This is a genomic window from Blastococcus sp. SYSU D00813 (assembly GCF_054050735.1).
The window spans coordinates 1-24913 of record NZ_JBJGZX010000025.1 but is presented as its reverse complement, the minus strand read 5'-3'; the positions used below and the strand labels follow the sequence as shown (position 1 = coordinate 24913).

The window sequence follows — 24913 nt, the reverse complement described above, 5'->3', positions numbered from 1 at the left end:
TCGTCAGTGGCCGGAGCTGCCGGGGCTGGAGTGCCACAGCTTCCGCGGCGGCTGGCTCCCCCGCCCGGCCGCGGCCCGCCGCGCGGCGGTGGCGGCGTCCTCCCCGGCCGGCTTGATGTCGGCGTAGGGCGACATCCGGAAGCCGGTCGGGTGGACCAGCACCGGCTTGACCACCACCGGCCGCGAACCGTGCGACGCCGCGGCGCCGGCGATCGCCTGCTCGGTGCACTCCCCCGGCGCGGCCATCTGCTCGGCGACCAGTCCGAGGCCGCCGGTCTCCCAGGCCTCGTAGAGGGCCGGCAGCTCCCAGGCGCCGGTGGCCCGGATCGACACCCCGCGCGGCCCGGTGCGCCGCAGCACCCCGCGGACGACCAGCAGCCAGGAGTGGAACACCGTCGCCGCGTAGGGCCCCTGCACGTCCTCGAAGAAGGTGGAGTCGGTGCAGCCGGTGCCGTCGTCCAGGGTCACGAACACCACCCGCCGCCCGGAGCGGATCGGCGGGGTCTGGGTGGCCACCTTCACCCCGGCCACGAGCACCTCCGCCCCGCTGCGGCAGCCGAGCAGCTCCCCGGCGGGCACCGCGCCGACGGAGGCGAGGAAGCGGCGGTAGAAGTCGACCACGTGCCGGCTGGCGTCCAGGCCGAGCACCTCGAGCTCGGCGCGGACCAGCTCGGCGTCGGTGAACTCGGGCAGCCCGCTGCCGGCGGCCCAGCCCAGCGCCGTCTCCTCCGGCGCCCCCTCCTCCTCGGGGAGGTCCAGCCCCAGCAGGTCGAGGCTCAGCTGGCCGACGGCGCCGGCCCGGGCGCCGCTGCGGCTCCACCGGTCCAGCTCGCTGATCTGCAGCAGCAGGTCGCGCCGGGTGACCGCCGACCGGCTGCGGGTGGGCCGGCCGGCCTCGCGGTCGCGCACCCCGAAGCCGTAGAGGGAGTCGAACCCCCCGGCCAGCACCAGTCGCTCGACCACCGGCCGCGACACCGACGCCCGCTGCCAGAAGTCGCCCAGCGAGCGGTAGGGCTGGCCGGCGACGACCCGGGCGACCTCGTCGTCGGAGATGCCCTTGACGTCGGCGAGGGAGAGCCGGATGCCGTACCGGGAGGGGTCGGGCAGCGACGCGGGCATCCACTCCGGCCGCCGCCAGGCCCCGGCGCCGCCTCCCTCCCCGGTGCCCGCCCCGTCGGCCTCGTCCCCCCCGATCTCCTCCGGGGAGACCCGCTCCACCCGGTAGGTGGCCCCGGAGGCGTTGACGTCCAGGCCCAGCACCCGGACGCCGAAGTTGCGGGCGTCGTCGAGGATCAGCCGCTTCGGGTACATGCCCGGGTCGTGGGTGAGCACCCCGGCGAGAAAGGCCGCGGTGTGGTGGGTCTTGAGCCAGGCCGACTGGTAGGTGGGCAGCGCGAACGCGGCGGCGTGGGCCTTGCAGAAGCCGAACGAGCCGAAGGCGACCAGCACCTCCCACACCTTCTCGACCACCTCGACCGGGTAGTTCTCCAGCGCCCGCGGCATGAACCAGGTGCGCACCTCGTCGTGCAGGTCGCGGTCGCCCAGCGCCCGGCGCGCCTCGTCGGCCTGGGCGAGGTCGCAGCCGGTCATCTGCGCCACGATCTGCAGCACCTGCTCGTGGAAGACGACCACCCCGGCGGTCTGCTCGAGGTACGGGGCGAGGTCGGGGTGCGGGTAGACCGGCTCCCGCCAGCCGTTCCGGGCCATGAGGAACGGCGTCACCATGTCGCTCTTCACCGGCCCGGGCCGGAACAGCGAGATGTCGGTGACGATGTCCTCGAACGTCTCGGGCCCGAACTTGCCGACCAGCTCGCGCTGGCCGGGGGACTCGATCTGGAACATGCCGAGCGTGCGGGTGCTGCGGATCAGCTCGAAGGTGGCCGGGTCGTCGCGCGGGATGGCGTCGATGTCGACCTGCTCGTGGTCCACCCGCTGCACCTCGGAGATCGCGTGCGCGATCGCCGACTGCATCCGGATGCCGAGCAGGTCGAGCTTGAGCAGCCCGAGCTCCTCCACGTCGTCCTTGTCGAACTGGCTCATCGGGTAGCCGAGGTAGCTGTTCTCCACCGGTGTGCGGTCGAGCAGCGTGGCGTCGGACAGCAGCACCCCGCAGGGGTGCAGCGCGATGTGCCGGGGCAGCCCGTCGAGCCGGGCGACGAGGTCGAACAGCAGGTCGAGATCGCCGCTGCCGCCCGATCGTCTCGAGCCCAGCCGGCTGGCGCGCAGCTCCGGGAGGTCCTTGAGCGCGGCGTGCACCTGGTTGGCCCGGATGTGCGGGAAGGCCTTGGCCACGGCGTCGACCTCGGCCGGCGGCAGGCCCAGCGCGGCGCCGACGTCACGGATGGCGTGCCGCACTCGGTAGGTGTCCATCATCGAGATGCAGCTGACCCGCTCGGCGCCGAAGCGGTCGATGACCGCGTCGTAGACCTCCATCCGGCGCGCGGACTCCACGTCGATGTCGATGTCGGGCAGCTGGTGGCGCAGCGGGGAGAGGAACCGCTCCATCAGCAGGCCGTAGCGGATCGGGTCGACGTCGGAGATGCCCAGCAGGTAGGTGACCAGGCTGCCGGCGCCCGAGCCCCGCGCCGCGGCCCGGACCCTCAAGCTCTTGATGAGGTCGACCACGTCGGCGACGGTGAGGAAGTAGGACGGGTAGCCCAGCTGCTCGATGACGGCGAACTCCGCCTCGAGCCGCTGCCGCACCGCGTCGGTCGGCGCCATGCCGCGCCGCCCCAGCCCCGCCTCGCAGCGGGCGCGCAGCACCTGCGCCGGGTCCAGGCCGGCCTCGGCGGGCGTGGTGACGACGTCGAGCTCGGGGTAGCGGACGGTGCCGATGCCGAGGTCGTCCCGGACGTCGACCACGCACTGCTCGGCCAGCCGGGCGGTGCGCTCCAGCAGCCGCAGCGCGGCGTCCCGGTCCGGGCCGACGAGATCCTCGGCGAGGTCGGCCATCTCCTTGCCCGACTTCAGGTAGCCCTCGGCGGTGCGCCGGTCGACGTGCCGCTGGTCGAGGGCGACCAGCCGGCGGGAGGCGTCGAGCACGTCGGCGGTGGGGGCGTCGAGGGCGTCGACGTACCGGACGGCGTTGGTGAGCACCACCGGCATCCCGGTCTCGGCGGCGAACCGCAGCATCCCCTGCGCCCGCGACCGGTCACCCCGGCCGCGGTGGTGCACGACCTCCAGGGCCAGCTGCCCGGGGCCGAACACCGCCCGCCAGGCCGACAGCCGGGCCGCGGCGACGTCGGCCCGGCCGGCGGCCAGCGCCCGCCCGACCGGGGAGTCGGGCCCCAGCAGCGCGACCAGGCCGAGCGGGTGCTCGGCGGCCAGGGCCAGCGAGCCCACCGGCTCGCCGCGGGTGCCGCGCAGGTGGGTGGCGCTGGTCAGCCGGCACAGCGACCGCCAGCCGGCGCCGTTGCGGGCCAGGAAGGTCACCCGCGGCAGGCGCGGGTCGACGCTCGCCCCGCCGCGCACCGGGGACCGGCGGCTCCCCCGGCCCGCGTCACCCTCACCCTCGACCTGACCGTCGAGGTCGGGCGGGAGGGGACGGCGGGAGCGGTGCCGCGCCCCCGCCACACCCGAGGGGCCGGAGCCGAGGGCGTGCGCCAGCGCGGGCGGGACGCTGCTGTCGACGGCGGGGGTGACCGCCAGGTCGACGCCGAAGATCGGCCGGACGTCGGCCGACCGGCAGGCCAGCGCGAACTTCACCGCGCCGTAGAGCCCGTCGCGGTCGGTCAGCGCGAGCGCCTGCATGCCGTGCTCGGCGGCGCGGGTGACCAGGTCGGCGGGGTGGTTGGCCCCGTGGCGCATGGAGTAGCCGGAGGCGACGTGCAGGTGGACGAAGGGGTCGCTCACCTCCGGGAGCGGGAGGTGGAGCGGGAGGGGCCGCCGCGGTGGTCGGTGCCGCCGACGACCCGGGGACGCGGCGCGGGCTCCGGGAGCTGGGTCAGCGTGGTCTCGACCACGCCCAGGAACGCCTCGACGTCGCGGACCAGGTCGTCGGCCTCGCGCTCGGTGACCGCGCGGGACAGCCCGGCCTCGGCCGCGGCCCGCTTGGCGGCACCGGCGGCGAAGAAGGTGGCCCACTCCCCCAGCTCCGGGCAGACGTCGCCGAGCAGCACCCAGGCGCTGCGCGGACGGCGACGGCCGGACTCCGGACGGGTGCGCGCGGCCAGCACCGCCGCGGCGGCGCGCAGCGCGGCCAGGTGCGCGGTGGCGTACCGCTCCCGGGCGTCGGTGGCCGCAGCGGCCTCGGCCAGCCCGCGCCGGGCCTGGCCGAGCAGCCCGGCCGCGGCGGCCGGGACCGGCGGGGGCAGCGGCAGCTGGTCGGCGGACCGGTCGTACGGCATGGCTCGCAGCGCGCCCATCAGTCGTGCACCCGCACGAGCGACCAGCGGTTCTCCGCCGCGTCCCACGACAGGTCGTAGACGCCGGCGAAGCTCATCCGCGACCGGCCGGCGCGGACCGCCTCCAGCCGCCACACCTCCCGGGGGGCGACGAGGTCGCCCGAGGCCCCGCCCGTGGCCGCACGCTGCCACCAGGCCGGCGTCTCCACCCACGAGTCGAGCAGCTCACCGACGACGTACCGGGACTGACCGCGCCAGAACTGCACCGGGCCGAGCGGCCCCCGCTCGACCTGGACCTCCTCGCCGACCCGACCGCCGACCCCGCTCAGCACCCGGCCCATGTCCCTCTCCCCACCGCTCGGCCACCCGTCGCGCCGGCCCCGACCGCACCGGCGGGTGGGGAAGGACCCGGACGGCGCGGGGAGCGACGCTGTTCGAACGCGTGTTCGAACACGTCGAGTACACCCGACCCCCGCGCCGCCGTCAAGCCGGGGCCCGGCGCCGGCGTGCCGCCGCCCTCCCCCCGCTCCCCGTGCCCGCACGCTACGAGCGCGGTACGACGGTCCCTGCTGCTCGGAGCGACCGGACGTCGTCCCCGCCTGCCACGATCCCCGCGTGGACGAGACGACCGCCTGGACGACGATCGCCGCCGAGCGACGGGCCCTCGCCGACCTGCTGGAGACCCTCGCCCCGGAGCAGTGGGCCGCGCCGAGCCTCTGCCGCGGGTGGACCGTCCGGCACGTGGCCGCCCACGTCATGGTCGGGCCCACCGGCTCGGTCCCCGGGTTCCTCCGCGCCATGGTGCGCGCCCGCGGCTCCTTCGACCGGGCCAACCACCTCATGGCCGACCAGCGGGCGCAGCGACCGACCGCCACCCTCGTCGCCGACCTGCGCGAGCACGCGGGGAGCCGCTTCACCCCGCCCGGCGCCGACTGGCACGCCCCGCTGACCGACCTGCTCGTCCACCGGCTCGACATCACGGTCCCGCTGGGACTGCACCACGGCCGGCCGCTCGACCCGTGGGCCGACGCCCTCGACCTCGTCGTGAGCCGCAGGGCCGTGCCCGGCTTCATCCCCCGCGGGCTGCCGGAGCTGACCTACACCGCCTCCGACCTCGGCACCACCCGCGGCAGCGGGCCGCGGGTGGAGGGGCCGGTCGAGGCCCTCGCGCTCGCCATCACCCGCCGCCCGGCCCGCCTCGACGAGCTGGCCGGCCCGGGAGCCGACGCGCTGCGGGCGTGGGCGCGGGGCTGACCGACGGCGTTCCCCGACCCGCCGGGCGCCGCGACCGGGTGGGAGGATCGCCCGCATGCCACCCGCCGCCTCACCCCGGGTCGCCGAGGTCGTCCGCTCCCTCCGGGAGGCCGGCGCGACCGGGGAGGTGCGCGAGCTCCCCGACAGCGCCCGCACGGCCGCGCAGGCCGCCGCGCAGCTCGGCGTGCCGGTCGGCGCGATCGCCAACAGCCTGGTCTTCGACGTCGGCGGCGACCCGCTGCTCGTGCTCACCAGCGGCGCGCACCGGGTGGACACCGCGCAGGTCGCCCGGCTCCTCGGCGTGCCCGAGGTCCGCGTCGCCCGGCCCGCGTTCGTGCGCGAGCACACCGGCCAGGCCATCGGCGGCGTCGCCCCGGTCGGCCACCCGGCACCGATCGGCACCCTGGTCGACGTCGAGCTGGCCCGGTACGAGCAGGTCTGGGCCGCCGCCGGGCACCCGCACACCGTCTTCCCGACCACCTACGACGAGCTCCTCCGGCTCACCGAGGGCACGCCCGCCGAGGTGGGTCCCGGGCCGGCGGGGACGCCCCGCACCGAGGCGGTACAGGCATGACCGGCACCACCCCCGCGACCCGGGTCACGCAGCTGCCGACCGACTGGATCCGCGACCACATGCACGAGGCGCTGGCGATCTACGGCGCGGCCATGGGCTACTCGTCGTCGGTGGTCGCCGGCCGGTACGGCTACGCCATCCAGCACACCGAGCGGCCCGGCTTCCGCGCCGTCGGCGCCTTCGTGGCCGGCACGGGCGGGGACGACACCGGGGAGCGGATGGTCGGCTTCGGCTACGGCTACGAGGTCGCCCCCGGGCAGTGGTGGCACGACCAGGTCCGCGCCGCGCTGGACCGGCGGACGGCGAAGCGGTGGCTGCCCGGCGCCTTCGAGGTGTGCGAGCTGCACGTCCACCCCGACGCGCAGAGCCGGGGTCTCGGCCGCCAGCTGCTGCACGCGCTGGTGGAGGGCCTGCCCAACGCCGCCGCGCTGCTGTCCACGCCCGACGCCGACACCAAGGCCTTCCGTCTGTACCACGCCGACGGCTTCGTCGACCTGGCCCGCGGGCACCACTTCCCGGGTGACGCCCGGCCGTTCGCGATCCTCGGCGCCCGCCTGCCCCTGCATCCGCGTGCTCCCGCCGCGCCGAACGACCGGGTGTGAGCTCATCGGACCAGCGGGACGCCGTCGTCGTCGGCTCGGGCCACAACGGCCTCGTGGCCGCCTGCTACCTCGCCCGCGCCGGGCTGGACGTGGAGGTGGTCGAGCGCGACGAGGTGCTCGGCGGCGCCGTCTCGACCGTGGAGCGCTGGCCGGGCGTGCGGGTCGACCGCGGCTCGAGCGCGCACGTGATCGTGCGGCACAGCGGCATCGTCGAGGAGCTCGGCCTCGCCGCCCACGGCCTGCGCTACGTCGACTGCGACCCGTGGGGGTTCGCCCCCGCCCCGCACCCCGGCGCCCCCGGCCCGGACGGGCAGCCGCTCGTCCTCTCCGTCGACCTCGACGCCACCTGCGCCTCCGTCGCGGCCGCGTGCGGTCCGGCCGACGCCGAGGCCTACCGCCGGTTCGTCGCCGAGTGGGGACCGCGCAGCCGCGCCGTCGTGGCCTCCTTCGCCGGGCCGCCCAGCCCCGGCCGGCTGCTGCGCGCGTTCTGGCCGCTGGGCGCCCCGCGCGGGGGGCGGCCGCGCACGCCCGGCGGCGACCTCGCCGTCGACTTCCTCGGCTCCGGCGACGCGCTGCTGGACCGCTGGTTCACCAGCGAGCGGCTCAAGGCCGCGCTGGCGTGGTTCGGCGCGCAGTCCGGCCCGCCGATGAGCGAGCCGGGGACGGCGGCGATGGTCGGCTGGGTCGCGCTGCTGCACGACGTCCCGCCCGGCCACCCGGTCGGCGGGTCCGGCGGGCTCACCGCGGCGCTGCGCCGCCGGCTGGAGGCCGACGGCGGCCGGGTCGCCCTGGGCGACGCCGCCGAGCGGCTGCTCGTGGAGGACGGCCGGGTCGCCGGCGTGCGCACGGCGTCCGGGCGGGAGCTGCGCGCGCCGGTCGTGGTCTCCGCCTGCCACGTGCTGGCCACCCGCGACCTGGCCGGCGACGCCGCTCCCCCGGCCCTGGCCGCCGCCGCCCCGCCGCTGGGCAACGGCTTCGGCCTGGTCCTCCGCGCGCTGACCGACGCGCCCCCGGACTACCCCGGCGTCCCCGCCGAGGCGGCGCTCGGCGGCCTGCAGCTGCTGTGCACCGACCGGGCCCAGCTGGCCGCGGCGCACGGCGACTTCGCCGCCGGCCGGCTGCCGCGCGAGCCGGTGCCCCTGGCCATGTGCTTCTCCGCCTCCGACGACACGCTCGCCCCGCCCGGGCAGCACGTCGTCACCGTCTGGGGGCAGTGGTACCCCTACGCCCTCGCCGACGGCGCGGACTGGGACGCCCTGGCCGCACCCGCGGCCGAGCGGCTGGTCGCCGCCGTGGACCGGTACGCCCCGGGCTTCGCCGGCTCCATCCGCGAGCTGCACGTGCAGACCCCCGTGGCGCTGGAGCGCGAGCTGTCGCTGCTGCGTGGCAACGTCATGCACGTGGAGATGGGCCTGGCGAGCATGTTCTCGCTGCGGCCGACCCCTGCGCTGGCCGGTCAGCGGGTGCCCGGCCTGCCGGGCCTGTACCTGGCCGGGGCCTCCACCCACCCGGGCGGCGGCGTCTCGGGCAACTCGGGGCGGACGGCGGCGCGGCTGGTGCTGGCCGACCGCGGCCGGGCGGCCCGGGGGCGGCGGACGCTGGCCGGTCTGGCGCGGAGGCTGCGCCGGTGACCGCGGTCCTCGCCGGGCGGGCACGGGCCGCCGGGCCGCGGGCGGCCGTGCCGTGGGCGCTGACCGCCGTCCTGGTCCTGACGGCGATCTCCTACCCCCTGACCGACGGCGACGCCCGCACCGCGGTGAGCTGGACGATCGTGCTGCTCGGCGCGGCGCTGTCGGTGACGCACGCGGCGCTGAGCCGGGGCTCCCGCACCGGACTCGGCGTCCTCGCCGTCGTCGCGCTGGCGGCGATCGCGTTCGAGTCGGTCGGCCTGGCCACCGGCTTCCCCTACGGCGAGTACACCTACAGCGACGACCTGGGCCCGACGCTGCTCGGCGTCCCGTTCCTCGTGCCGCTGGCCTGGCTGATGATGGCGTGGCCCAGCCTCCTGCTCGCCGGACGGCTGACCCGCGGGGTGCGGCCGGGCCGACGGCGGGCGGCGCGGATCGCGACCGCGGCGGCGGTGTTCGCCGGGTGGGACGTCGTCCTGGACCCGCAGATGGTGCAGGCCGGCTACTGGACGTGGGCGCACCCCTCCCCCGGGCTGCCCGGCATCGACACCGTGCCGCTGACCAACCTGGCCGGCTGGCTGCTCGCCGGGGCGGTGCTCATGACGCTGCTCGACCTGCTGGTCGCGCGGACGGCGACGACGCCGCGGACCGGTGACGGCGCCCCGCTGGCCGCGCTGGCGTGGATGACCCTCGGCGGGGCGCTGGCCCACGCCGGCTGGCTGGACCTGCCGGGCTCGGCCGCGTGGGGAGCGGGGCTGGCCGTCCCGGTCCTGGTCGCTCTCGCCGTCCAGGCCCGCCGGTGAGCGGTCGGGCCGTCCGGGCGCTGTCGGCCGCCGCGGTGGGCACGGCGGCGCACGCGGCGGTCAACGTCCGGCTGCTGCGCCGCCCGCCCGAGCGGCACCCGCCCGTGCTGCGCCCGGTCACGGTCGTGCTCCCCGTGCGCGACGAGGAGCGGCACGTCGGCGAGTGCCTGGCCGCGGTGCTGGCCCAGCGCGGGGTGCCCGACCTCACGGTGGTCGTGGTCGACGACGGCTCCACCGACGGCACCGCCGACGCCGTCCGGGCGGTCGCCGACCCCCGGGTGCGGCTGGTCGCGGCGCCGCCTCCCCCGCCGGGCTGGCTGGGCAAGCCGCACGCCTGCGCGGCCGGCGTCGCCGAGGTGCCGGCCGACCCCGACGGGGTGCTGGTGTTCCTCGACGCCGACGTCCGGCTGTTCCCCGACGCGATCGCCCGCGCGGTCGCCGTCCTCGACGCGCACGGCCTGGACCTCGCCTCGCCCTGGCCCCGGCCGCTGGCCGGGACCCTCGCCGAGCGCCTGGTGCAGCCGCTGTCGCCGTGGCTGTGGGCCACCACCCTGCCGCTGCGGCTGGCTGAGCGGTCCCGGCGGCCGTCGCTGACCGCGGCCAACGGCCAGTTCCTGGTGATGACGGTGCCGGCCTACCTGGCGGCCGGCGGGCACGCCGCCGTCCGCGGCGAGGTGCTCGAGGACGTCGCCCTGGCGCGGGCGGTCAAGCGCGCCGGCGGGCGGGCGGTGCCGGTGGCCGGCGCGGAGCTCGCCGCGTGCCGGATGTACGACGGGTGGACGGCGCTGTCTGCCGGCTACGCCAAGTCGCTGTGGGCCGCGGTCGGCGGCTCCCCCGCGGCGAGCGTGGCGGCGGCGGCGGTGCTGAGCGCCGTCGGCGTCGTCCCGGCGGTCGCGGCGCTGCGGGGCTCGCGCGCCGGGCTGCTCGGCTACGCGGCCGGGGTCGCCGGGCGGGCGGTGAGCGCCGCCGCGACCGGCAGCCGGGTCTGGCCCGACGCGCTGGCGCACCCCGTGTCGCTGCTGGCCTTCGACCTGCTGCTCGCCCGCTCCGTCGCCGGGCACCGCCGGGGCACGCTCACCTGGCGCGGCCGCCGGGTGTGATCCCGGCCCACCGGTCGCGCCGCGTCCCGGCCGGTGGCAGAGGATGACCCGGTGACCTCCCAGCCCCCCGCCGACCGGACCGTCTTCGACCCCGCGCAGATGGAGGGCCGGTCGTTCTACCGGGTGCTCAACTCGGTGGTGGTGCCGCGGCCGATCGCGTGGGTGTGCAGCCGGTCGGCCGAGGGCGTGCACAACCTGGCCCCGCACTCCTTCTACACGGTCGCGTGCGTGCAGCCGCCGGTCGTGCAGTTCACCTCGGTGGGCCGCAAGGACTCGCTGAACAACGTCGAGGCCACCGGCGACTTCACGGTGAACCTCACCCCCGAGCCGCTGTTCGAGCAGGTCAACGCCACGGGCACCGACTTCCCGCCGGACCAGAGCGAGGCCGAGCACGCGGGGGTGCACCTGGAGCCCAGCGAGCGGGTGGCGGCGATGCGGGTCGCCGAGTCACCCGTGTCGATCGAGTGCACGCTGCACTCCACGGTGCGGCTGGGCGACAGCACCGTGGTGTTCGGCCGGGTGCAGCTGATCAGCGTGCGCAGCAGCGCCGTGCGCGACGGGCGGCCGCGGATCGAGGAGCTGCGGCCGCTGGCCCGGCTCGGCGGCAACGAGTGGTCGACGATCGGCGAGGTGCTGGAGATCGCGCGGATCCCCTACCGGCACTGGGCGGAGGACCCCGCGATCGGCGAGCGCGTCCGCGACCGCTGACCCGCCACGATCAGCTCACCTGATCGTGGCGCGTCCTCCCTCACCGCAGACCGTGAGGGAGGACGCTCGATGACCAGGTGACCTGATCCCGGCGCGGGCGTCAGGCCGGCAGGTGCTCGCCGACCTCGGCGGCGGCCGCCTCGCCGAAGGCCTCCGCGAAGCGGGCCAGGAACGGCTCCCGGCGCAGCTCGTACTCCTGGGTGCCGATGACCTCGACGGCCTCGGTCGCCACGGCGGAGCCCAGCTGGGTGGCCCGCTCCACCGACAGGCCCCAGGAGCGCCCGGCGATGAACCCGGCCCGCAGTGCGTCCCCGCCGCCGGTGGGCTCGACCGGCTTGGTCTCGGGCACGGCCTTGACCTCGATCGGGTCGGCGCCGGCGGAGCGGACGAGCACGCCGTCGGCCGCGCGCGTGGTCACCCAGAGGCCGACCCGCTCGAGCACCTCGGCGTCGGACCAGCCGGTCTTCTGCAGCAGCAGGTGCGACTCGTACTCGTTGGTGAACAGCAGCTCGGCGCCGGCGACCAGCTCGCGGATCATCGCGCCGTCGGCCCAGGCCAGCTGCTGGCTGGGGTCGGCGGCGAACGGGTAGCCCCGCTGCCGGCACTCCTGCGTGTGCCGCACCATCGCCGTCGGGTCGTTCGGGCCGACGACGACGAGGTCGGGCGCGCCCACCCGGGAGGCGACCGGCGCCAGCTCGATCTGGCAGGCCTCGGCCATGGCGCCCGAGTAGAACGACGCGATCTGGTTGTTGACCTGGTCGGTCGTGCACACGAAGCGGGCGGTGTGCTTGAGCTCCGACCAGTGGACGCTGCCGGTGTCGACGCCGTGGCGGTTGAGCCAGGCCTCGTAGTCGGCGAAGTCGTTGCCGACCGCCCCGACCAGGACCGGGCCGACGCCGAGCTGCCCGAGGCCGTAGGCCATGTTGGCGCCGGCCCCGCCGCGGTGCTGGACGAGGTCGTCGACGAGGAAGGAGAGCGAGACGTTCTCCATCTGGCCCTCGACGAACTGCTCGGTGAACTTCCCCGGGAAGGTCATGAGGTGGTCGGTGGCGATGGAGCCGGTGACGACGACGGGCACGGGTGCTCCTCGGCTGGGCGACCAGCGCCGGCGGCGCGGGATCGGGCCCGACAAGAGTAGGAGGTGTCAGTCGGCCAGTGACCGCCGGATGGCGCTCCCGAGCTGGACGACGGCCACGACGCCCAGCAGCGAGCCCACCGCCGCCCCCGACGTGACCACGCCCGCGACCACGCCGTCGCCGGCCCCGGCCACCACGCCGGCGCCGCCCAGGGTCATGCCGGTCATGGCGACCCGGGTGGGCCGCTCCCACACGGAGATGGCGCCGGTCTCGCTGACGCCGGCCTGCCCGGCGCGGGCCCGCAGGTAGTCGGGCAGCCAGCACAGGGCCCCGAAGACGGCGGCCAGCCAGCCCGGCGCGCCGGCGGCCCAGAGGGCGGCCGCGTACGCCGCCTCGGTGAGCCGGTCCACGACGGAGTCGAGGACGTACCCGCGGCGCGAGGCCCGGCCGGTGGCGATGGCCAGCGCGCCGTCGAGCGAGTCCAGCAGTCCGGACAGGCCCACGAGCAGGCCCGCGGTGACGAGCCAGTACCCGCCGGCGAGCGCCGGGCCGACCGCCGCGACGGCGACGAGCAGCCCGACCGCCGTCGCCACCACCGGAGGGATGCCGGCCACCGGGCGGGCGAGCGTGTAGGCCGCGGTCAGCCAGCCGCGCACCAGCCGGCTGCCGGCGGGGTCGGTGCCGCCGTGCCAGCGCGACCACGCGGCGAGGTACTCGTCCCTGCTCAGCACGGCGCCCGCCCCACGGGGTGCAGTCCACCACGCCCGGGCGACGGCGGGCGTCTCAGCTCGTGACGTCCTTGGTGGTGAAGCGCGCCCACGCCGCGGCGAGCAGCACGCCCACGTAGACGCCCTGCAGCGACAGACCCCGGATGACGTCGCGCCAGTGGATCGGGTCGCGGAAGAGGTCGACGAACGCCAGCCAGTAGCGGGTGGGCAGGTACGGGGCGATCGGCGACGCCGCGTCCAGCGTGAACAGCAGCGAGGAGCCGACGAGGACGGCCAGCGCCCCCAGGGCGGCGGCCAGCGGCGAGTCGGTCAGCGTCGAGAAGAACAGCCCGAACGCCGCGACGCCGAGCATGCTCACGGTCACGTAGCCGATGGCCAGCAGGGTCCGGCCGCCGAGCTGCCCGGCCGTGAGCGTGGTGCCCGAGACCGACGTGCCGGCGACGGGCTGGGCCTCGAACAGCAGGCGGCCGACCACGTACCCGACCGCGGCCACGACCACCACCGCGACCAGCACGAAGGCCATGACGGCCAGCAGCTTGGCCACCAGCAGCCGGGTCCGCCCCGCCGGCCGCACCAGGAGGTAGCGCAGCGTGCCGGCCTGCGCCTCTCCGGCGACCGAGTCCCCGGCGACCACCGCCACGGCGATGGGCAGGAACAGCGGCAGCACGATGGCCAGCGCCGCCAGCGGGAACAGCGCCCCGTTGGTCAGGACGGCGGACAGGAACGGCGGGCCCTCCCCCGGCCGCGGCGCCAGGTCGGTGACCGCCAGCAGCACGGCCACCAGCACGGGCAGGGCGTTGAGGACCGCGATCGTCGTCCACGTCCGCGGCCGGCCGAACAGCTTGCGCAGCTCGACGGCGATCACCGGCGCCGTCCCGGGGCGGGCGCGTCGACCCGGTCCGCGCTGGCGGTCGCGGCCGCGAGGACGACGCTCTCGAGGCTGGGCCGGTCGAGGGCCAGCCCGGACACGGGCACACCGGCGGCGACCAGGCGCGCGTTCACCTCCGCCGGGTCGTCCCCGCGGACCAGCACCCGGGTCCCGGTCACCGACAGGACCCGCCCGTCGAGGAGACCCCGCACCCGGTCGGGCTCGGGGGTGTCGACGACCGTCGCGCCGGTCGGCGCGGTGAGCCTGCCGAGGTCGTCCTGCAGGACGAGCCGGCCGCGGTCGAGCACCCCGACCCGGGTGCACAGCTGCTCGACCTCGGCGAGCAGGTGGCTGGAGAGGAGGACGGTCGTGCCGTCGCGGTTGAGCTCGAGCAGCAGCTCGCGGATCTCCGTGATGCCCTGCGGGTCCAGGCCGTTGGTCGGCTCGTCGAGGACCAGCAGCTCGGGTCGGCGCAGCAGCGCACCGGCCAGCCCGAGCCGCTGGCGCATGCCCAGGGAGTAGGCACGGACGGGCCGGCGTCCCACCCCGCCGAGCCCCACCCGGTCGAGGACCTCGCCGATCCTCCGGCGCCGGGTCCGGCGGGCACCGCCCGGGCCGGCGGCGTCCAGCAGCGCCAGGTTCACCGGGCCGGAGAGGTGGCCGTGGGCGGCCGGTGCCTCGACGAGCGCCCCGACCCGCGGCAGGACGCGGCGCGCGGCACGTGGCATCGGCTCGCCCAACAGCTCGACCTCGCCCCGGGTGGGCAGCACGAGGCCGAGCAGCATGCGGACCGTCGTCGTCTTCCCGGAGCCGTTGGCCCCGAGGAAGCCGTAGACGTCACCGGCACGCACGTCGAGGTCGATCCCGTCCACGGCCACCACCCGGCCGTAGCGCTTGACCAGGCCGGACGTGCGGACCACCGCCGTCACGACGGCGCCCCGGTCAGCTCTCGGGCCGCGGCGGCCACGGCGTCGAGGGTGACCGTGCCGACCAGCAGGCGGCTCGCCTCGGGCGACTGCCGGACCACCATGATCGCGAGCGGGCCCGCCGCCACGCGCGTGCCGAGCTCGTCGGTGACCGCCGCGGGCTCCTCGTCCAGGGCGCGCCGGATCGTGGCCGCCTGGCTCGTCGGCAGCGTGACGACGGCGAGCAGCGTCACCCCGCGGCCGTAGAGGTCGATGCCCACGGGGACCCCGCCCTGCGACCGCGGCGCCAGTCCGGCCAGGGTCGCCGGCAGGTCCACCGGCGCGAGCCCGCGCTGGGCCAGGGCGACCAGGCCCTCGAGCTCGGGTGCCGGCCGGACCTCGGCGCCCGGCGGCGGGGTGAAGGCCAGGACGGAGGACGGCGGGTCCCCCAGGGTCAGGTCGAGGAACCGCGTGTCCAGCGACGCCTGCCGCGCCCCCGCGGCGAAGACCTGGACCTGGACGGCGAGCCCGGACGTGGGTTCGACCCAGACGTCGACACGGCCCACCGAGGCGGCCGGCTCGGCGGGGACCAGCCGGACGCCCAGGGCGTCGGTGCCGGCGACGCGTCGGGCGCCGATGCGGCTCAGCTCGCCGGGGGCGGCCTCCGACAGCAGGCGCCGGCCCAGGGTCGCGGGCAGCAGGTCGGCCGGCGCGGGCAGCGCGATGACGGCGGGGTCGGCGCGGGTCGCCGTCCCCTCCTCGTGGTCCCAGGTCCAGGACCCGGCGGGGTCCCGGTGGAGGCCGGTCTCACCGGCGGGGGTGACGACGTCCACCCGGTGCTCCTCGGGCGTGCGCCACCACACCCGCATCGCCGTCCGGTCGCTGAACAGGTCGGCGACCTCCGGCAGCTGCCCGGACACCGGCAGGGCCAGGCCCCCGGCCGACACCGCGTAGCCGGAGAACCCGACGTCCGCGCCCGCCAGCACGGCGGCCCGCAGGTCGTCGGCGGAGAGGGGCCGGTCGCGGGCCGGCAGCACCCGGAGGACCAGGGGCAGCGCGACCAGCGCGGCGACGAGGAGGCCGACGACGGCCCAGCGCGCCGCGGCGCCCGATCCGCGACGTGCCACGGCGCCCACGGTAGGCCGGACGGGCCGGGCATGAGCGGCCACCGGCGGTGGGTAGGGGGTCGGCATGGCCCCGCCGAACAGTGACGCCGCCGTCGTCGACGTGCTCCGCCGGGTGGACCGGCTGACCGCCCCGCTGGTGCGCCGGCTCGGGCGGCCGCCGGCGCTGTCCCAGGCCGAGCGCGACCAGTGGTGGGCCGACCGCGTCTCCCGCTACGCCGCCGGCGTCTCGGCCGCTCCCCGCTTCGCCGGCAAGCTCGCCGACCTGCTCCCCCTGCAGAACACCGTCGGCGCGGCGGCGCAGGCCGTGGTCGTGCTCGGCGTCGCCGGCGAGTACGGCGTCGAGGACCCGGCCGACCGGGTGTCGCTGCTCGCCCGCGTGCTGCTGGACCGCGACCTGCCCGCCGACCGCGTCCGTCCGCTGCTCGAGCGCACCCGCGGCACCTACACCGAGGCCGCCCTCGGCGCCCGCGACGAGCGGGCGGGCCTCCGCGGCGCGGGCCGCACGCTGTGGCGCGCCGCCCGCCTGCTGGGCCGCATCGACGACGCGCTCGACGCCCGGCCGAAGGGCCGGCTGGGCGCGCGGGCCCTGTCGAACCTGCCCGTCGTGGGCGTGCTGGGCGGCTACGCCGCCGAGCGCGAGGCCCTGCGCCGGGCCGCGGGCCGGGCCGCCGCGCTCGCCGCGGGACGTGCCCGGGTCAGCTGACGGCCGCGCCGGCGTCCGCGGGGACCGCCGTCATCGCCGCCGTCCCGGGTGCCGCTGGCACGAGGTTGGCGAAGACCTCGCGCGTCGCCGTCGACCGGTTCATGGTGATGAAGTGGATGCCGGGCACGCCCTCGTCGAGCAGGGTGCGGCACATCGCCGTCGCCACCTCGACGCCGTAGGCGCGCACCGCGGCCTTGTCCTCGGGCCGGTCCCCGTCGAGCTCGGCGAAGCGGGCGGCCAGCTCCTCCGGGAACGCCTGGCCGGACAGCTGCACGATGCGGGCGATCTGCCGGGCGTTGGTCACCGGCATCACCCCCGCGATGATCGGCACGTCGCAGCCGGCGGCGGCGACCCGGTCGCGCATCCGCAGGTAGTCCTCGGTGCGGAAGAACATCTGGGTGATGGCGTAGTCGGCGCCGGCGCGGCACTTGGCCACGAACATCCGGACGTCGGTGTCGAAGTCCGGCGACCGCGGGTGCCGCTCGGGGAAGGCCGCGACGCCGACCGAGAAGTCCCCCATCGACCGGATCAGCTCGACCAGCTCGGCCGCGTACGACAGCCCCTCGGGGTGGGCGACCCAGTCGGCCTGCGGGTCGGCGCCGGGCGGGTCGCCGCGCAGCGCCAGCAGGTTGCGCACCCCCGCCGCGGCCAGCCGGCTGACCACGTGCCGCAGCTCGGCGACGCTGTGGTCGACCGCGGTCAGGTGCGCCAGCGGCGTCATCGTGGTCTCGGTCGCGATCCGCTCGGTGACCGACACCGTGCCCTCGCGCGTGCTGCCGCCGGCCCCGTAGGTCACCGACACGAACGACGGCTGCAGCCGCTCCAGCTCGCGCAGCGCCGTCCACAGCTGCTGCTCGCCCTCGGGCGTCTTGGGCGGGAAGAACTCGAAGGACCACGTGGGCGCGCCCTGGGCCAGCAGCTCGCGGACGGTCCGGGTCATGGCTGTGGAGGATACGGCGGCCCCACCGGCCGGCCCGGGAGGCACCGGTGCATCCACGGCCGTCCCCCCGGACGAAGAGCGGGACGCACCGGAACGAGGAGGCCACCGGCATGACCCCGCACCCCCTGCCCGGACCCGGACGGCAGCGCCCGGACCAGCGGCACGCCACCCGGTGGGGCGATACTGGCCCCGTGATCACCGGGGCGGAGCGCCGCCAGCCCGCACCCCCGCCGCCGGCCCCGCTGAGCAGCGCGCCGCTGGCCAGCGCCGACCTGCCGCGCGTCCGCAGCGCCGTGGCGGCCGCCCTGACCGGCTTCCTCGAGGAGCAGCGCGCCGTCCTCACCGGCATGGACCCGGCGCTCGGCCCCGTCGTCGACGAGGTCACCGCCGTCGCCGAGGGCGGCAAGCGGCTGCGCCCCGCCTTCGCGTACTGGGGCTGGCGCGGCGCGGTCGAGGCCGTCTCCGGGCCCGCCGAGGACGACGCCGCGGTGCTGCGTGCCGTCGCCGCCCTGGAGTTCGTGCACGCCAGCGCCCTGGTCCACGACGACGTGATGGACGGCGCGCTCACCCGCCGCGGCCGGCCGGCGACCCACATCGGGTTCGCCACGCGCCACGGCGACGACGGCCTGGCCGGCGACGGCGGCACCTTCGGCGTCGGGGCGGCGATCCTGGTCGGCGACCTCGCCCTGGTCTGGTCCGACGAGCTGCTGCGCCGCTCGGGCATCTCCGCCGCCGCCCTGGCCCGCGCCCGGTCGGTGTGGGACACCATGCGCACCGAGGTGACCGCCGGCCAGTACCTCGACCTGCTGCGCGCGGCCGGTGGCCTGCCCGGCGCCCAGGGCGCGCTGACCGTCGCCCGCTACAAGAGCGCCGGCTACACCGTGCAGCGCCCGCTGCAGCTGGGCGCGGCGCTGGCCGGGGCCGGCCCCCGCGCCGCCGACGTCTACACCGCGATCGGCCTGCCGCTGGGCGAGGCGTTCCAGCTGCGCGACGACGTCCTCGGCGTGTTCGGCGACCCGGCGGTCACCGGCAAGTCCGTCGACGACGACCTGCGGGAGGGCAAGCGGACCCTGCTCGTGGCGCTGGCCGAGGAGGAGGCGGACGACGTCGGCCGGCGGCTGCTCGCCGAGTGCCTGGGCAACCCCGACTGCGACGCCGCCGACCTCGACTCGCTGCGCGCGCTCATCGAGAGCACCGGCGCCCGGGGCCGGGTCGAGCAGCGGATCGCCGAGCAGACCGCCCGTGCCCGGGCCGCCATCGCCGAGGCGCCGATCGCCGAGGAGGCCCGCGCCGCCCTCGACGCGCTCGCCGTCGCAGCGACCTCCCGCACCGCCTGAGGTGCGCACCGTCCCCGGGCGCACCGACCGCGTCGTCGTCGTCGGCGCCGGCCTGGCCGGGCTGTCGGCCGCCCTGCGGCTGCGCGGCGCCGGCCGCGAGGTCACCGTGGTCGAGCGCGGCCCCGGCCCCGGCGGCCGCGCCGGCGTGGTCGCCGACCGCGGCTACACCCTCGACACCGGCCCGTCGGTGTTCACCGCGCCCGAGCTGGTCGCCGACACCCTCGCCGCCGTCGGCGAGGAGCTCGACGACCGGCTCGAGCTGGTCCCGCTCACCACCTCCTACCGGGCGCAGTTCCCCGACGGCTCGCACCTGGACGTGCACGCCGACCCCGACGCGTTCGCCGCGGAGGTCGAGGCGCTGTGCGGCCCGGCCGAGGCCGCGGCGCTGCGCCGCTACCTGGCCGACCTCGCCGACCTGTACCGGCTGCAGCTGCGCACCTTCATCGACCGCAACCTCGACACCCCGCTGGACCTGCTCGGCCCCGAGCTCGTGCAGCTGGCCCGGCGCGGCGGCTTCGGCCGGCTCTCCCGGCACGTCGAGCGGCACTTCGCCGACGACCGGCTGCGCCGGCTGTTCAGCTTCCAGGCGCTCTACGCCGGCGTCTCCCCCTACCGCGCGATCGCCGCCTACGCCGTGATCGCCCAGCTCGACATCGGCGCCGGCGTCTGGCACCCGGTGGGCGGCATCGGCGCCGTCCCCCGGGCGATGGCCGCGGCCGCCGCCGAGGCCGGCGTCGTCCTCCGGTACGCCACGCCGGTGCGGCGGCTCGACGTCGGCGGCAACCGGGTCACCGGCGTCGTGCTGGACGACGGCGAGCGGCTGCCGGCCGACGCCGTCGTCGTCACCGCCGACGCGCCGCACACCCTCGTGCCCGGGCTGCGCGGGCCGCGGCGGCCGGTGTACTCGCCCAGCTGCGTGGCCCTGCACCTCGGCGTCCGGGCGGAGCTGCCCGGCCAGGCGCACCACACGATCAGCTTCGGCGAGTCGTGGCGGCAGGTGTTCGACGAGCTCACCCGCGACGGCCGGCCGATGAGCGACCCCAGCCTCCTGATCAGCACGCCGTCGGTCACCGACCGCTCCCTGGCGCCCGACGGCGGGCAGGTGCTCAGCGTCGTCGCCCCCACCCCGAACCTCGACCCGCGCAGCGGCGGCAACCCGTCGATCGACTGGACGGCGCTGGCGCCGCGCTACCGCGAGGAGCTGCTGGCCACCCTCGAGGCCCGCGGGTACACCGGGGTCTCCGACGCGATCGAGGTGGAGCACATGGACACCCCGCTGACCTGGGCCGCGCAGGGCATGGCCGCCGGGACGCCGTTCGCGCTGGCGCACACCTTCGGCCAGACCGGCCCGTTCCGCCCGCCGACGCTGCCCCGGCGCGGGCCGGAGAACGTGGTGCTGGCCGGGTCGTCGGTGCAGCCCGGGGTCGGTGTCCCGATGGTCGTGATCAGCGGCCGGCTCGCCGCCGAGCGGATCACGGGGAGGACCACGGGATGACGCTCGTCGAGCCCCCGCCCACGCGCGAGCAGCAGCAGGCGCACCTCACCGCCGCCTACCGGCACTGCGCGGCGATCGCCGCCGAGCACGGCAAGAGCTACCACCTGGCCACCCGCCTGCTCACCGCCGACCGGCGGCCGGCGGTGCACGCCCTGTACGCCGCCGCGCGCACCGCCGACGACCTCGTCGACCACCCCGGGGCCGACCCCGAGCGCGACCTCGGCGACTGGTCGCGCGCGGTGCTCGCCGAGCTGGAGGCCGGCTGGTCGGCCGACCCGGTCCGCCTGGCGCTGGTGCACACCTACCGCCGGTACGCGATCCCGGTCGAGCACCTCGTCGACTTCCTCGCCGCGATGACCAGCGACCTGACCGTCACCGGCTACGCCGACATGGACGCGCTCGACCGCTACATGTGGGGCTCGGCCTCGGTGATCGGGCTCCAGGTGCTGCCGGTGCTGGGGACCGCGCCCGGCGTCCTGCGCGAGGAGGCCGCGCCGCACGCGATCGCGCTGGGCGAGGCCTTCCAGCTCACCAACTTCTGCCGCGACGTGGCCGAGGACGTCGACCGCGGCCGCGTCTACCTGCCCGCCGACCTGATGGCCGCCCACGGCGTCACGCGCGAGCAGCTGGCCCAGCGGCGGCACGACGCCCGGTTCGAGGCGCTCATGCGGGAGATGGTCGCGATCGTCCGCCGCCGCTACGACGACGCCGCGCCGGGCACCCCGCTGCTCGCGCCCGAGTCGCGGGACTGCGTGCGGGCCGCGACCGCCCTCTACGGCGGGATCCTCGACGAGATCGAGCGGGCCGGCTACCGGGTGCTCGACCGGCGGGTGCGCGTGTCGAGGCCGCGGCGCCTGGCGGTGTTCGCCCGCCGGTTGACCGCCGCCCAGCTGGCCAGGGTCAGGGTGACCATGGCGAAGCCGAAGAGCAGGTCCTCGACCGGGGCGTAGGCGACCCGCGGCCCCCAGATGGCCCGCTCGTCGTAGGTGACGACGTCCAGCCCGGTGAGCACGCCGTTCATCAGCAGCTGGAACGTCACGATGATCGCGTAGGCCACCCAGAACACCCGGCGGGTCACCATGCGGGTGCGGTACACGAGCAGGTCGACCACGAGGACGCCGACGACGGCCGCCACGGCCAGGGCCGAGTAGCTCACCGCGCCGCCTCCGCCGGCTCGGGGTCGGCCTCCTCGGCCGGGTAGCCGGCGTCCCAGCCGGTCACCCGCCGCACCGCCTCCAGCGCCAGCACCGAGCACAGCGGGACGACGAGGAAGAACAGCACCTCCTCGACCGGGATGCCGCCGGGCAGGCGGACGTCGAGGGTGAGCTCGGCCGAGTAGTCCCAGTGGCCCTGCGCGATCGCGTACAGCACCCAGACGACGAAGACGGTGAACTCCGGCAGCACGGCCACGAGCAGCCGCCGCCAGCGGGCGTAGACCCGCACCCGCAGCAGGAGCTCCAGCGGCGCGGTGACCACCAGGCACCCGGCGAGCAGCGCCAGGTACGTCAGGGAGCCCACGCGACCAGCTTCGGCCCGCCGCCCCGGCCCGGATGCACGCTCAGAACGCCAGGGCCTGCGCCCGGCGGGTCACCTCGGTGTGCCGGTCGCTGCGCAGCGCCTCCACCGGGGTGCCCGGGAGCGTGTCGTCGGCCCGGAACAGCCACTCGAAGACCTCCTCGTCCCGGAAGCCGCCGTCCTTGAGCACGGTGATCAGCCCGGGGAGGTGCTTGAGCACCTGGCCGTCCTGCAGGAAGTCCGCGGGGATGCGGCTGTTGCCGCTGCCGGGCACGGCCATCAGCTTGTGCTCGCGCAGCAGCTGCCGGACCCGGTTCGGCGAGACCCCCAGGGCCTGGGCGACCTCCGCGGGCGTGAGCGTCTCCATAGGCTCCGAGCCTATGGCGCTGCCCGAGGACCGACGCACCCCGGACCCGCGACCCCTCCCCGGGCCGGACCGGGGCGGTGCCGGCGCGCCGGTGCAGCGCCGCCGGGGCGAGGAGCTGCCCGACGACCCGGGCCTGCGGCCGGAGCTGCTGGACCCGGCCGCGCTGGAGCGCCGGGCCCGCGAGCTGCTGCCACCCGACGTCTTCGACTACTACGCCGGGGGCGCCGAGAGCGAGACGACGCTGCGCGAGGCGGCGCCGGCCTGGCGCTCGTGGCGGCTGCGGCCGCGGGTGCTGACCGGCGTCTCCGCCGTCCGGCTGCGCACCACCCTGCTCGGCGACGAGGTGGCGACCCCGGTCGGGGTCGCGCCGTGGGCCTACCAGGGCCTGGCCCACCCCGAGGGCGAGCGCGCCACCGCCCGCGGCGCGGCCGCCGCCGGGGCGCTGATGACCGTGTCCACCTCGGCCACCACCGGCCTGGCCGACGTCGCCGCCGTCGAGCCGCCCGGGCCGCGCTGGTTCCAGCTCTACCGGCTGCACTCCCCCGCCCACACCGACGACCTGGCCCGCCGCGCCGGGGACGCCGGCTACCGGGCGCTGGTGCTCACCGTCGACCTGCCGGTCTTCGGCCGGCGGCTGCGCGAGGCGGCGCACGGCTTCGCGCTCCCGGTGGACCTGCCGGTCCCCAACCGCCCCGGCGGCACGGTGCCCGCGGTCGACCACCCGGTCTGGACGTTCGACGACATCGCCCGCTTCGGCCGGCTCTCCGGGCTGCCGGTCGTGGTGAAGGGCGTGCTGCGCGGCGACGACGCCGCCGCGTGCGTGGACGCCGGGGCGGCCGCGGTGTGGGTGTCGGCGCACGGCGGGCGGCAGGCCGACCCCGTCGTGGCCACCGCGCACGCGCTCCCGGAGGTGGCCGAGGCGGTGCGCGACACAGCGGAGGTGTACGTCGACGGGGGTGTGCGGGCCGGCTCCGACGTCCTCACCGCGCTGGCCCTCGGCGCCCGGGCCGTGTTCGTCGGCCGCCCGGTCATCTGGGGACTGGCCACCGGCGGGGCCGACGGCGTGCGCGCCGTCCTGGACGGCCTGTCCGCCCAGCTCGCCACCACGATGACCCTCTGCGGGCTCGCCGACGTCACCACCGTCCCGAGGGAGACCGTGGTCCGGGCACCGGTCCTGCCCGGTAGCATCGACGCCGGGCCGTGACTGGCGCATCGAGGTGGGACCGACCACCGGGGAGCGGCCTGCAACCCCCCGCCGGGCGCCTGGGCATCCACTCCGACGACGCCACGCAGGAGCCTGCCATGACGCACGCCACGCCCTTCGACGCCTCCGCCGCGAGCACCGCCTACCGGGCGGCGCTGGAGGTCATCTCCTCGGTCGAGCCGCGGGTCGCCGACGCGATCAGCAGCGAGCTGGCCGACCAGCGGGCCTCGCTGAAGCTGATCGCCAGCGAGAACTACGCCAGCCCCGCCGTGCTGCTCACCATGGGCAACTGGTTCAGCGACAAGTACGCCGAGGGCACCGTCGGCCACCGCTTCTACGCCGGCTGCCAGAACGTCGACACCGTCGAGGCGCTGGCCGCCGAGCACGCCCGCGAGCTGTTCGGCGCCCCCTACGCCTACGTGCAGCCCCACTCGGGCATCGACGCCAACCTGGTCGCCTTCTGGGCCGTGCTGGCCACCCGCGTGGAGTCCCCGGCGCTGGAGCGGGCCGGCGCCAAGCACGTCAACGACCTCACCGACGAGGACTGGGCGGCGCTGCGCCGGGCCCTGGGCGACCAGCGGATGTTGGGCATGAGCCTGGACGCCGGCGGCCACCTCACCCACGGCTTCCGCCCGAACATCAGCGGCAAGATGTTCGCCCAGTCCTCCTACGGCACCGACCCCGCGACCGGGCTGCTCGACTACGACGCCGTCCGCGCGCGGGCCAGGGAGTTCCGGCCGCTGATCCTCATGGCCGGCTACTCCGCCTACCCCCGACGCGTCGACTTCGCGAAGATGCGCGAGATCGCCGACGAGGTGGGCGCCACCCTCGTCGTCGACATGGCCCACTTCGCCGGCCTCGTCGCCGGGAAGCTGTTCACCGGCGACTTCGACCCGGTGCCGCACGCGCACATCGTCACGAGCACCAGCCACAAGTCGCTGCGCGGCCCGCGCGGTGGGTTCGTGCTGGCCCAGCCGGAGTACGCCGACGCGGTCGACCGCGGCTGCCCGATGGTGCTCGGCGGCCCGCTGCCGCACGTGATGGCCGCCAAGGCCGTGGCCTTCGCCGAGGCCCGCCGGCCGGAGTTCGCCGGCTACGCGGCCGCCGTCGCCGACAACGCGAAGAGCCTGGCCGAGGGCCTGTCCCGGCGGGGCGCGACGCTGGTCACCGGGGGCACCGACAACCACCTGGTGCTCATCGACGTGAGCTCCTTCGGCCTGACCGGCCGGCAGGCGGAGTCGGCGCTGCTCGACGCCGGCATCGTGACCAACCGCAACGCCGTCCCGGCCGACCCGAACGGCGCCTGGTACACCTCCGGCGTCCGGATCGGCACCCCGGCGCTGACCAGCCGCGGGTTCGGCGCCGCCGAGTTCGACCGGGTCGCCGAGCTGATCACCGACGTGCTCGCCGCCACCACGCCGACCACCACGCGCGACGGCAGCCCGTCGAAGGCCAGGTACGCGATGGACGAGGGGCTGGCCGACAAGACCCGCGCCGCGGCGGCCGAGCTGCTCAGCGCCCACCCGCTGTACCCGGGCCTCGACCTGAGCTGACCCCCGACCGGGCGGGGGGGGGGGGGGGGGGGGGGGGGGGGGGGGGGGGGGGGGGGGGGGGGGGGGGGGGGGGGGGGGGCGGG

The 24913-nt window shown here is 76.9% G+C and carries 24 protein-coding genes, 1 pseudogene and 1 riboswitch; of the genes and pseudogenes, 13 read left to right on the top strand and 12 right to left on the bottom strand.

Annotated features, from left to right (window positions below; all coding sequences use genetic code 11):
* Window positions 1-3: 3 nt before the first annotated feature.
* The 3 genes from ACI8AX_RS16460 to ACI8AX_RS16450 are packed head-to-tail and all read right to left on the bottom strand — an operon-like array spanning window position 4 to window position 4684.
* Entirely contained in the window at window positions 4-3852 is a 3849-nt protein-coding gene (locus ACI8AX_RS16460; protein WP_456550913.1) for a DNA polymerase III subunit alpha, read from the bottom strand.
* Window positions 3849-4364, bottom strand: coding sequence for an SAV_6107 family HEPN domain-containing protein (locus ACI8AX_RS16455; protein WP_456550912.1), 516 nt, complete (start codon window positions 4362-4364; stop codon window positions 3849-3851). The genes ACI8AX_RS16460 and ACI8AX_RS16455 overlap by 4 nt, the downstream gene beginning before the upstream one ends.
* A complete protein-coding gene (locus ACI8AX_RS16450) occupies window positions 4364-4684 on the bottom strand; it encodes a DUF6504 family protein (RefSeq protein WP_456550911.1) in 321 nt (106 codons plus the stop codon). Before ACI8AX_RS16450 ends, ACI8AX_RS16455 begins: the two co-directional genes overlap by 1 nt.
* A 274-nt stretch (window positions 4685-4958) precedes the next feature.
* On the opposite strand from ACI8AX_RS16450, the gene ACI8AX_RS16445 reads away from it, so the two are divergent.
* The 7 genes from ACI8AX_RS16445 to ACI8AX_RS16415 are packed head-to-tail and all read left to right on the top strand — an operon-like array spanning window position 4959 to window position 11012.
* The gene (locus ACI8AX_RS16445; RefSeq protein WP_456550910.1) at window positions 4959-5597 is read left to right on the top strand and encodes a maleylpyruvate isomerase family mycothiol-dependent enzyme; all 639 of its coding nucleotides are present in this window, start codon (window positions 4959-4961) and stop codon (window positions 5595-5597) included.
* A gap of 55 nt (window positions 5598-5652) precedes the next feature.
* A complete protein-coding gene (locus tag ACI8AX_RS16440; protein ID WP_456550909.1) occupies window positions 5653-6171 on the top strand; it encodes a YbaK/EbsC family protein in 519 nt (172 codons plus the stop codon).
* On the top strand, window positions 6168-6773 hold the full coding sequence (locus ACI8AX_RS16435; protein WP_456550908.1) for a GNAT family N-acetyltransferase: 606 nt from the start codon (window positions 6168-6170) through the stop codon (window positions 6771-6773). The genes ACI8AX_RS16440 and ACI8AX_RS16435 overlap by 4 nt, the downstream gene beginning before the upstream one ends.
* Window positions 6770-8404, top strand: coding sequence for a phytoene desaturase family protein (locus tag ACI8AX_RS16430; protein ID WP_456550907.1), 1635 nt, complete (start codon window positions 6770-6772; stop codon window positions 8402-8404). Before ACI8AX_RS16435 ends, ACI8AX_RS16430 begins: the two co-directional genes overlap by 4 nt.
* The gene (locus ACI8AX_RS16425) at window positions 8401-9204 is read left to right on the top strand and encodes a carotenoid biosynthesis protein (protein WP_456550906.1); all 804 of its coding nucleotides are present in this window, start codon (window positions 8401-8403) and stop codon (window positions 9202-9204) included. The genes ACI8AX_RS16430 and ACI8AX_RS16425 overlap by 4 nt, the downstream gene beginning before the upstream one ends.
* Window positions 9201-10304, top strand: a complete 1104-nt coding sequence (locus tag ACI8AX_RS16420; protein WP_456550905.1) for a glycosyltransferase — start codon at window positions 9201-9203, stop codon at window positions 10302-10304. Before ACI8AX_RS16425 ends, ACI8AX_RS16420 begins: the two co-directional genes overlap by 4 nt.
* Window positions 10305-10355: 51 nt before the next feature.
* Window positions 10356-11012: a flavin reductase family protein gene (locus ACI8AX_RS16415; protein WP_456550904.1), complete on the top strand. Its 657-nt coding sequence runs from the start codon at window positions 10356-10358 to the stop codon at window positions 11010-11012.
* 100 nt (window positions 11013-11112) lie between these two features.
* Here the strand turns inward: ACI8AX_RS16415 and ACI8AX_RS16410 are convergent, their stop codons facing one another.
* The 5 genes from ACI8AX_RS16410 to ACI8AX_RS16390 all read right to left on the bottom strand — a co-directional run bounded on the left by ACI8AX_RS16410 (window position 11113) and on the right by ACI8AX_RS16390 (window position 15716).
* A complete protein-coding gene (locus ACI8AX_RS16410; RefSeq protein ID WP_456550903.1) occupies window positions 11113-12090 on the bottom strand; it encodes a carbohydrate kinase family protein in 978 nt (325 codons plus the stop codon).
* Window positions 12091-12156: 66 nt separating this feature from the next.
* Window positions 12157-12819, bottom strand: a complete 663-nt coding sequence (locus ACI8AX_RS16405) for a CDP-alcohol phosphatidyltransferase family protein (protein WP_456550902.1) — start codon at window positions 12817-12819, stop codon at window positions 12157-12159.
* Between the two features lie 52 nt (window positions 12820-12871).
* Window positions 12872-13681 carry an ABC transporter permease gene (locus ACI8AX_RS16400; RefSeq protein ID WP_456550901.1) on the bottom strand — a complete coding sequence of 270 codons (810 nt, stop codon included), beginning with the start codon at window positions 13679-13681 and terminating at the stop codon, window positions 12872-12874.
* On the bottom strand, window positions 13678-14604 hold the full coding sequence (locus ACI8AX_RS16395) for an ABC transporter ATP-binding protein (protein ID WP_456550900.1): 927 nt from the start codon (window positions 14602-14604) through the stop codon (window positions 13678-13680). The genes ACI8AX_RS16400 and ACI8AX_RS16395 overlap by 4 nt, the downstream gene beginning before the upstream one ends.
* Before the next feature lie 5 nt (window positions 14605-14609).
* Window positions 14610-15716: a LolA family protein gene (locus ACI8AX_RS16390; protein WP_456550899.1), complete on the bottom strand. Its 1107-nt coding sequence runs from the start codon at window positions 15714-15716 to the stop codon at window positions 14610-14612.
* 64 nt (window positions 15717-15780) lie between these two features.
* Here ACI8AX_RS16390 and ACI8AX_RS16385 point away from each other — a divergent pair, with 64 nt between their 5' ends.
* Window positions 15781-16419: a hypothetical protein gene (locus tag ACI8AX_RS16385; RefSeq protein ID WP_456550898.1), complete on the top strand. Its 639-nt coding sequence runs from the start codon at window positions 15781-15783 to the stop codon at window positions 16417-16419.
* On the opposite strand, the gene metF is transcribed toward ACI8AX_RS16385, so the two are convergent.
* On the bottom strand, window positions 16412-17359 hold the full coding sequence (metF, locus tag ACI8AX_RS16380; RefSeq protein ID WP_456550897.1) for a methylenetetrahydrofolate reductase [NAD(P)H]: 948 nt from the start codon (window positions 17357-17359) through the stop codon (window positions 16412-16414). The genes ACI8AX_RS16385 and metF overlap by 8 nt on opposite strands.
* Window positions 17360-17469: 110 nt before the next feature.
* Here metF and ACI8AX_RS16375 point away from each other — a divergent pair, with 110 nt between their 5' ends.
* From ACI8AX_RS16375 to ACI8AX_RS16365, 3 genes are read left to right on the top strand one after another with little or no spacing between them, the layout of a single operon-like run.
* Window positions 17470-18696, top strand: a complete 1227-nt coding sequence (locus ACI8AX_RS16375; protein WP_456550896.1) for a polyprenyl synthetase family protein — start codon at window positions 17470-17472, stop codon at window positions 18694-18696.
* A gap of 1 nt (window position 18697) precedes the next feature.
* Window positions 18698-20191, top strand: coding sequence for a phytoene desaturase family protein (crtI, locus tag ACI8AX_RS16370; RefSeq protein ID WP_456550895.1), 1494 nt, complete (start codon window positions 18698-18700; stop codon window positions 20189-20191).
* Complete coding sequence (locus tag ACI8AX_RS16365) at window positions 20188-21141, top strand: phytoene/squalene synthase family protein (RefSeq protein WP_456550894.1); 954 nt, start codon at window positions 20188-20190, stop codon at window positions 21139-21141. Before crtI ends, ACI8AX_RS16365 begins: the two co-directional genes overlap by 4 nt.
* Here the strand turns inward: ACI8AX_RS16365 and ACI8AX_RS16360 are convergent.
* The 3 genes and pseudogenes from ACI8AX_RS16360 to ACI8AX_RS16350 form a co-directional block, all read right to left on the bottom strand.
* Window positions 21138-21287: pseudogene (locus ACI8AX_RS16360) on the bottom strand (lycopene cyclase domain-containing protein); the annotation flags it as partial. The gene ACI8AX_RS16365 and the pseudogene ACI8AX_RS16360 sit on opposite strands and share 4 nt — an antisense overlap.
* A 56-nt stretch (window positions 21288-21343) precedes the next feature.
* On the bottom strand, window positions 21344-21709 hold the full coding sequence (locus tag ACI8AX_RS16355) for a lycopene cyclase domain-containing protein (protein WP_456550893.1): 366 nt from the start codon (window positions 21707-21709) through the stop codon (window positions 21344-21346).
* A 40-nt stretch (window positions 21710-21749) separates the two neighbouring features.
* Window positions 21750-22073: an Rv2175c family DNA-binding protein gene (locus ACI8AX_RS16350; RefSeq protein ID WP_456550892.1), complete on the bottom strand. Its 324-nt coding sequence runs from the start codon at window positions 22071-22073 to the stop codon at window positions 21750-21752.
* A gap of 13 nt (window positions 22074-22086) precedes the next feature.
* Between ACI8AX_RS16350 and ACI8AX_RS16345 the strand changes: the two genes are divergently transcribed.
* Both ACI8AX_RS16345 and ACI8AX_RS16340 read left to right on the top strand, forming a co-directional pair.
* Complete coding sequence (locus tag ACI8AX_RS16345) at window positions 22087-23277, top strand: alpha-hydroxy-acid oxidizing protein (RefSeq protein WP_456550891.1); 1191 nt, start codon at window positions 22087-22089, stop codon at window positions 23275-23277.
* Window positions 23264-23349: riboswitch (ZMP/ZTP riboswitch) on the top strand. It overlaps the preceding gene by 14 nt.
* 26 nt (window positions 23350-23375) lie before the next feature.
* A complete protein-coding gene (locus ACI8AX_RS16340) occupies window positions 23376-24830 on the top strand; it encodes a glycine hydroxymethyltransferase (protein ID WP_456550890.1) in 1455 nt (484 codons plus the stop codon).
* Window positions 24831-24913 lie beyond the last annotated feature (83 nt).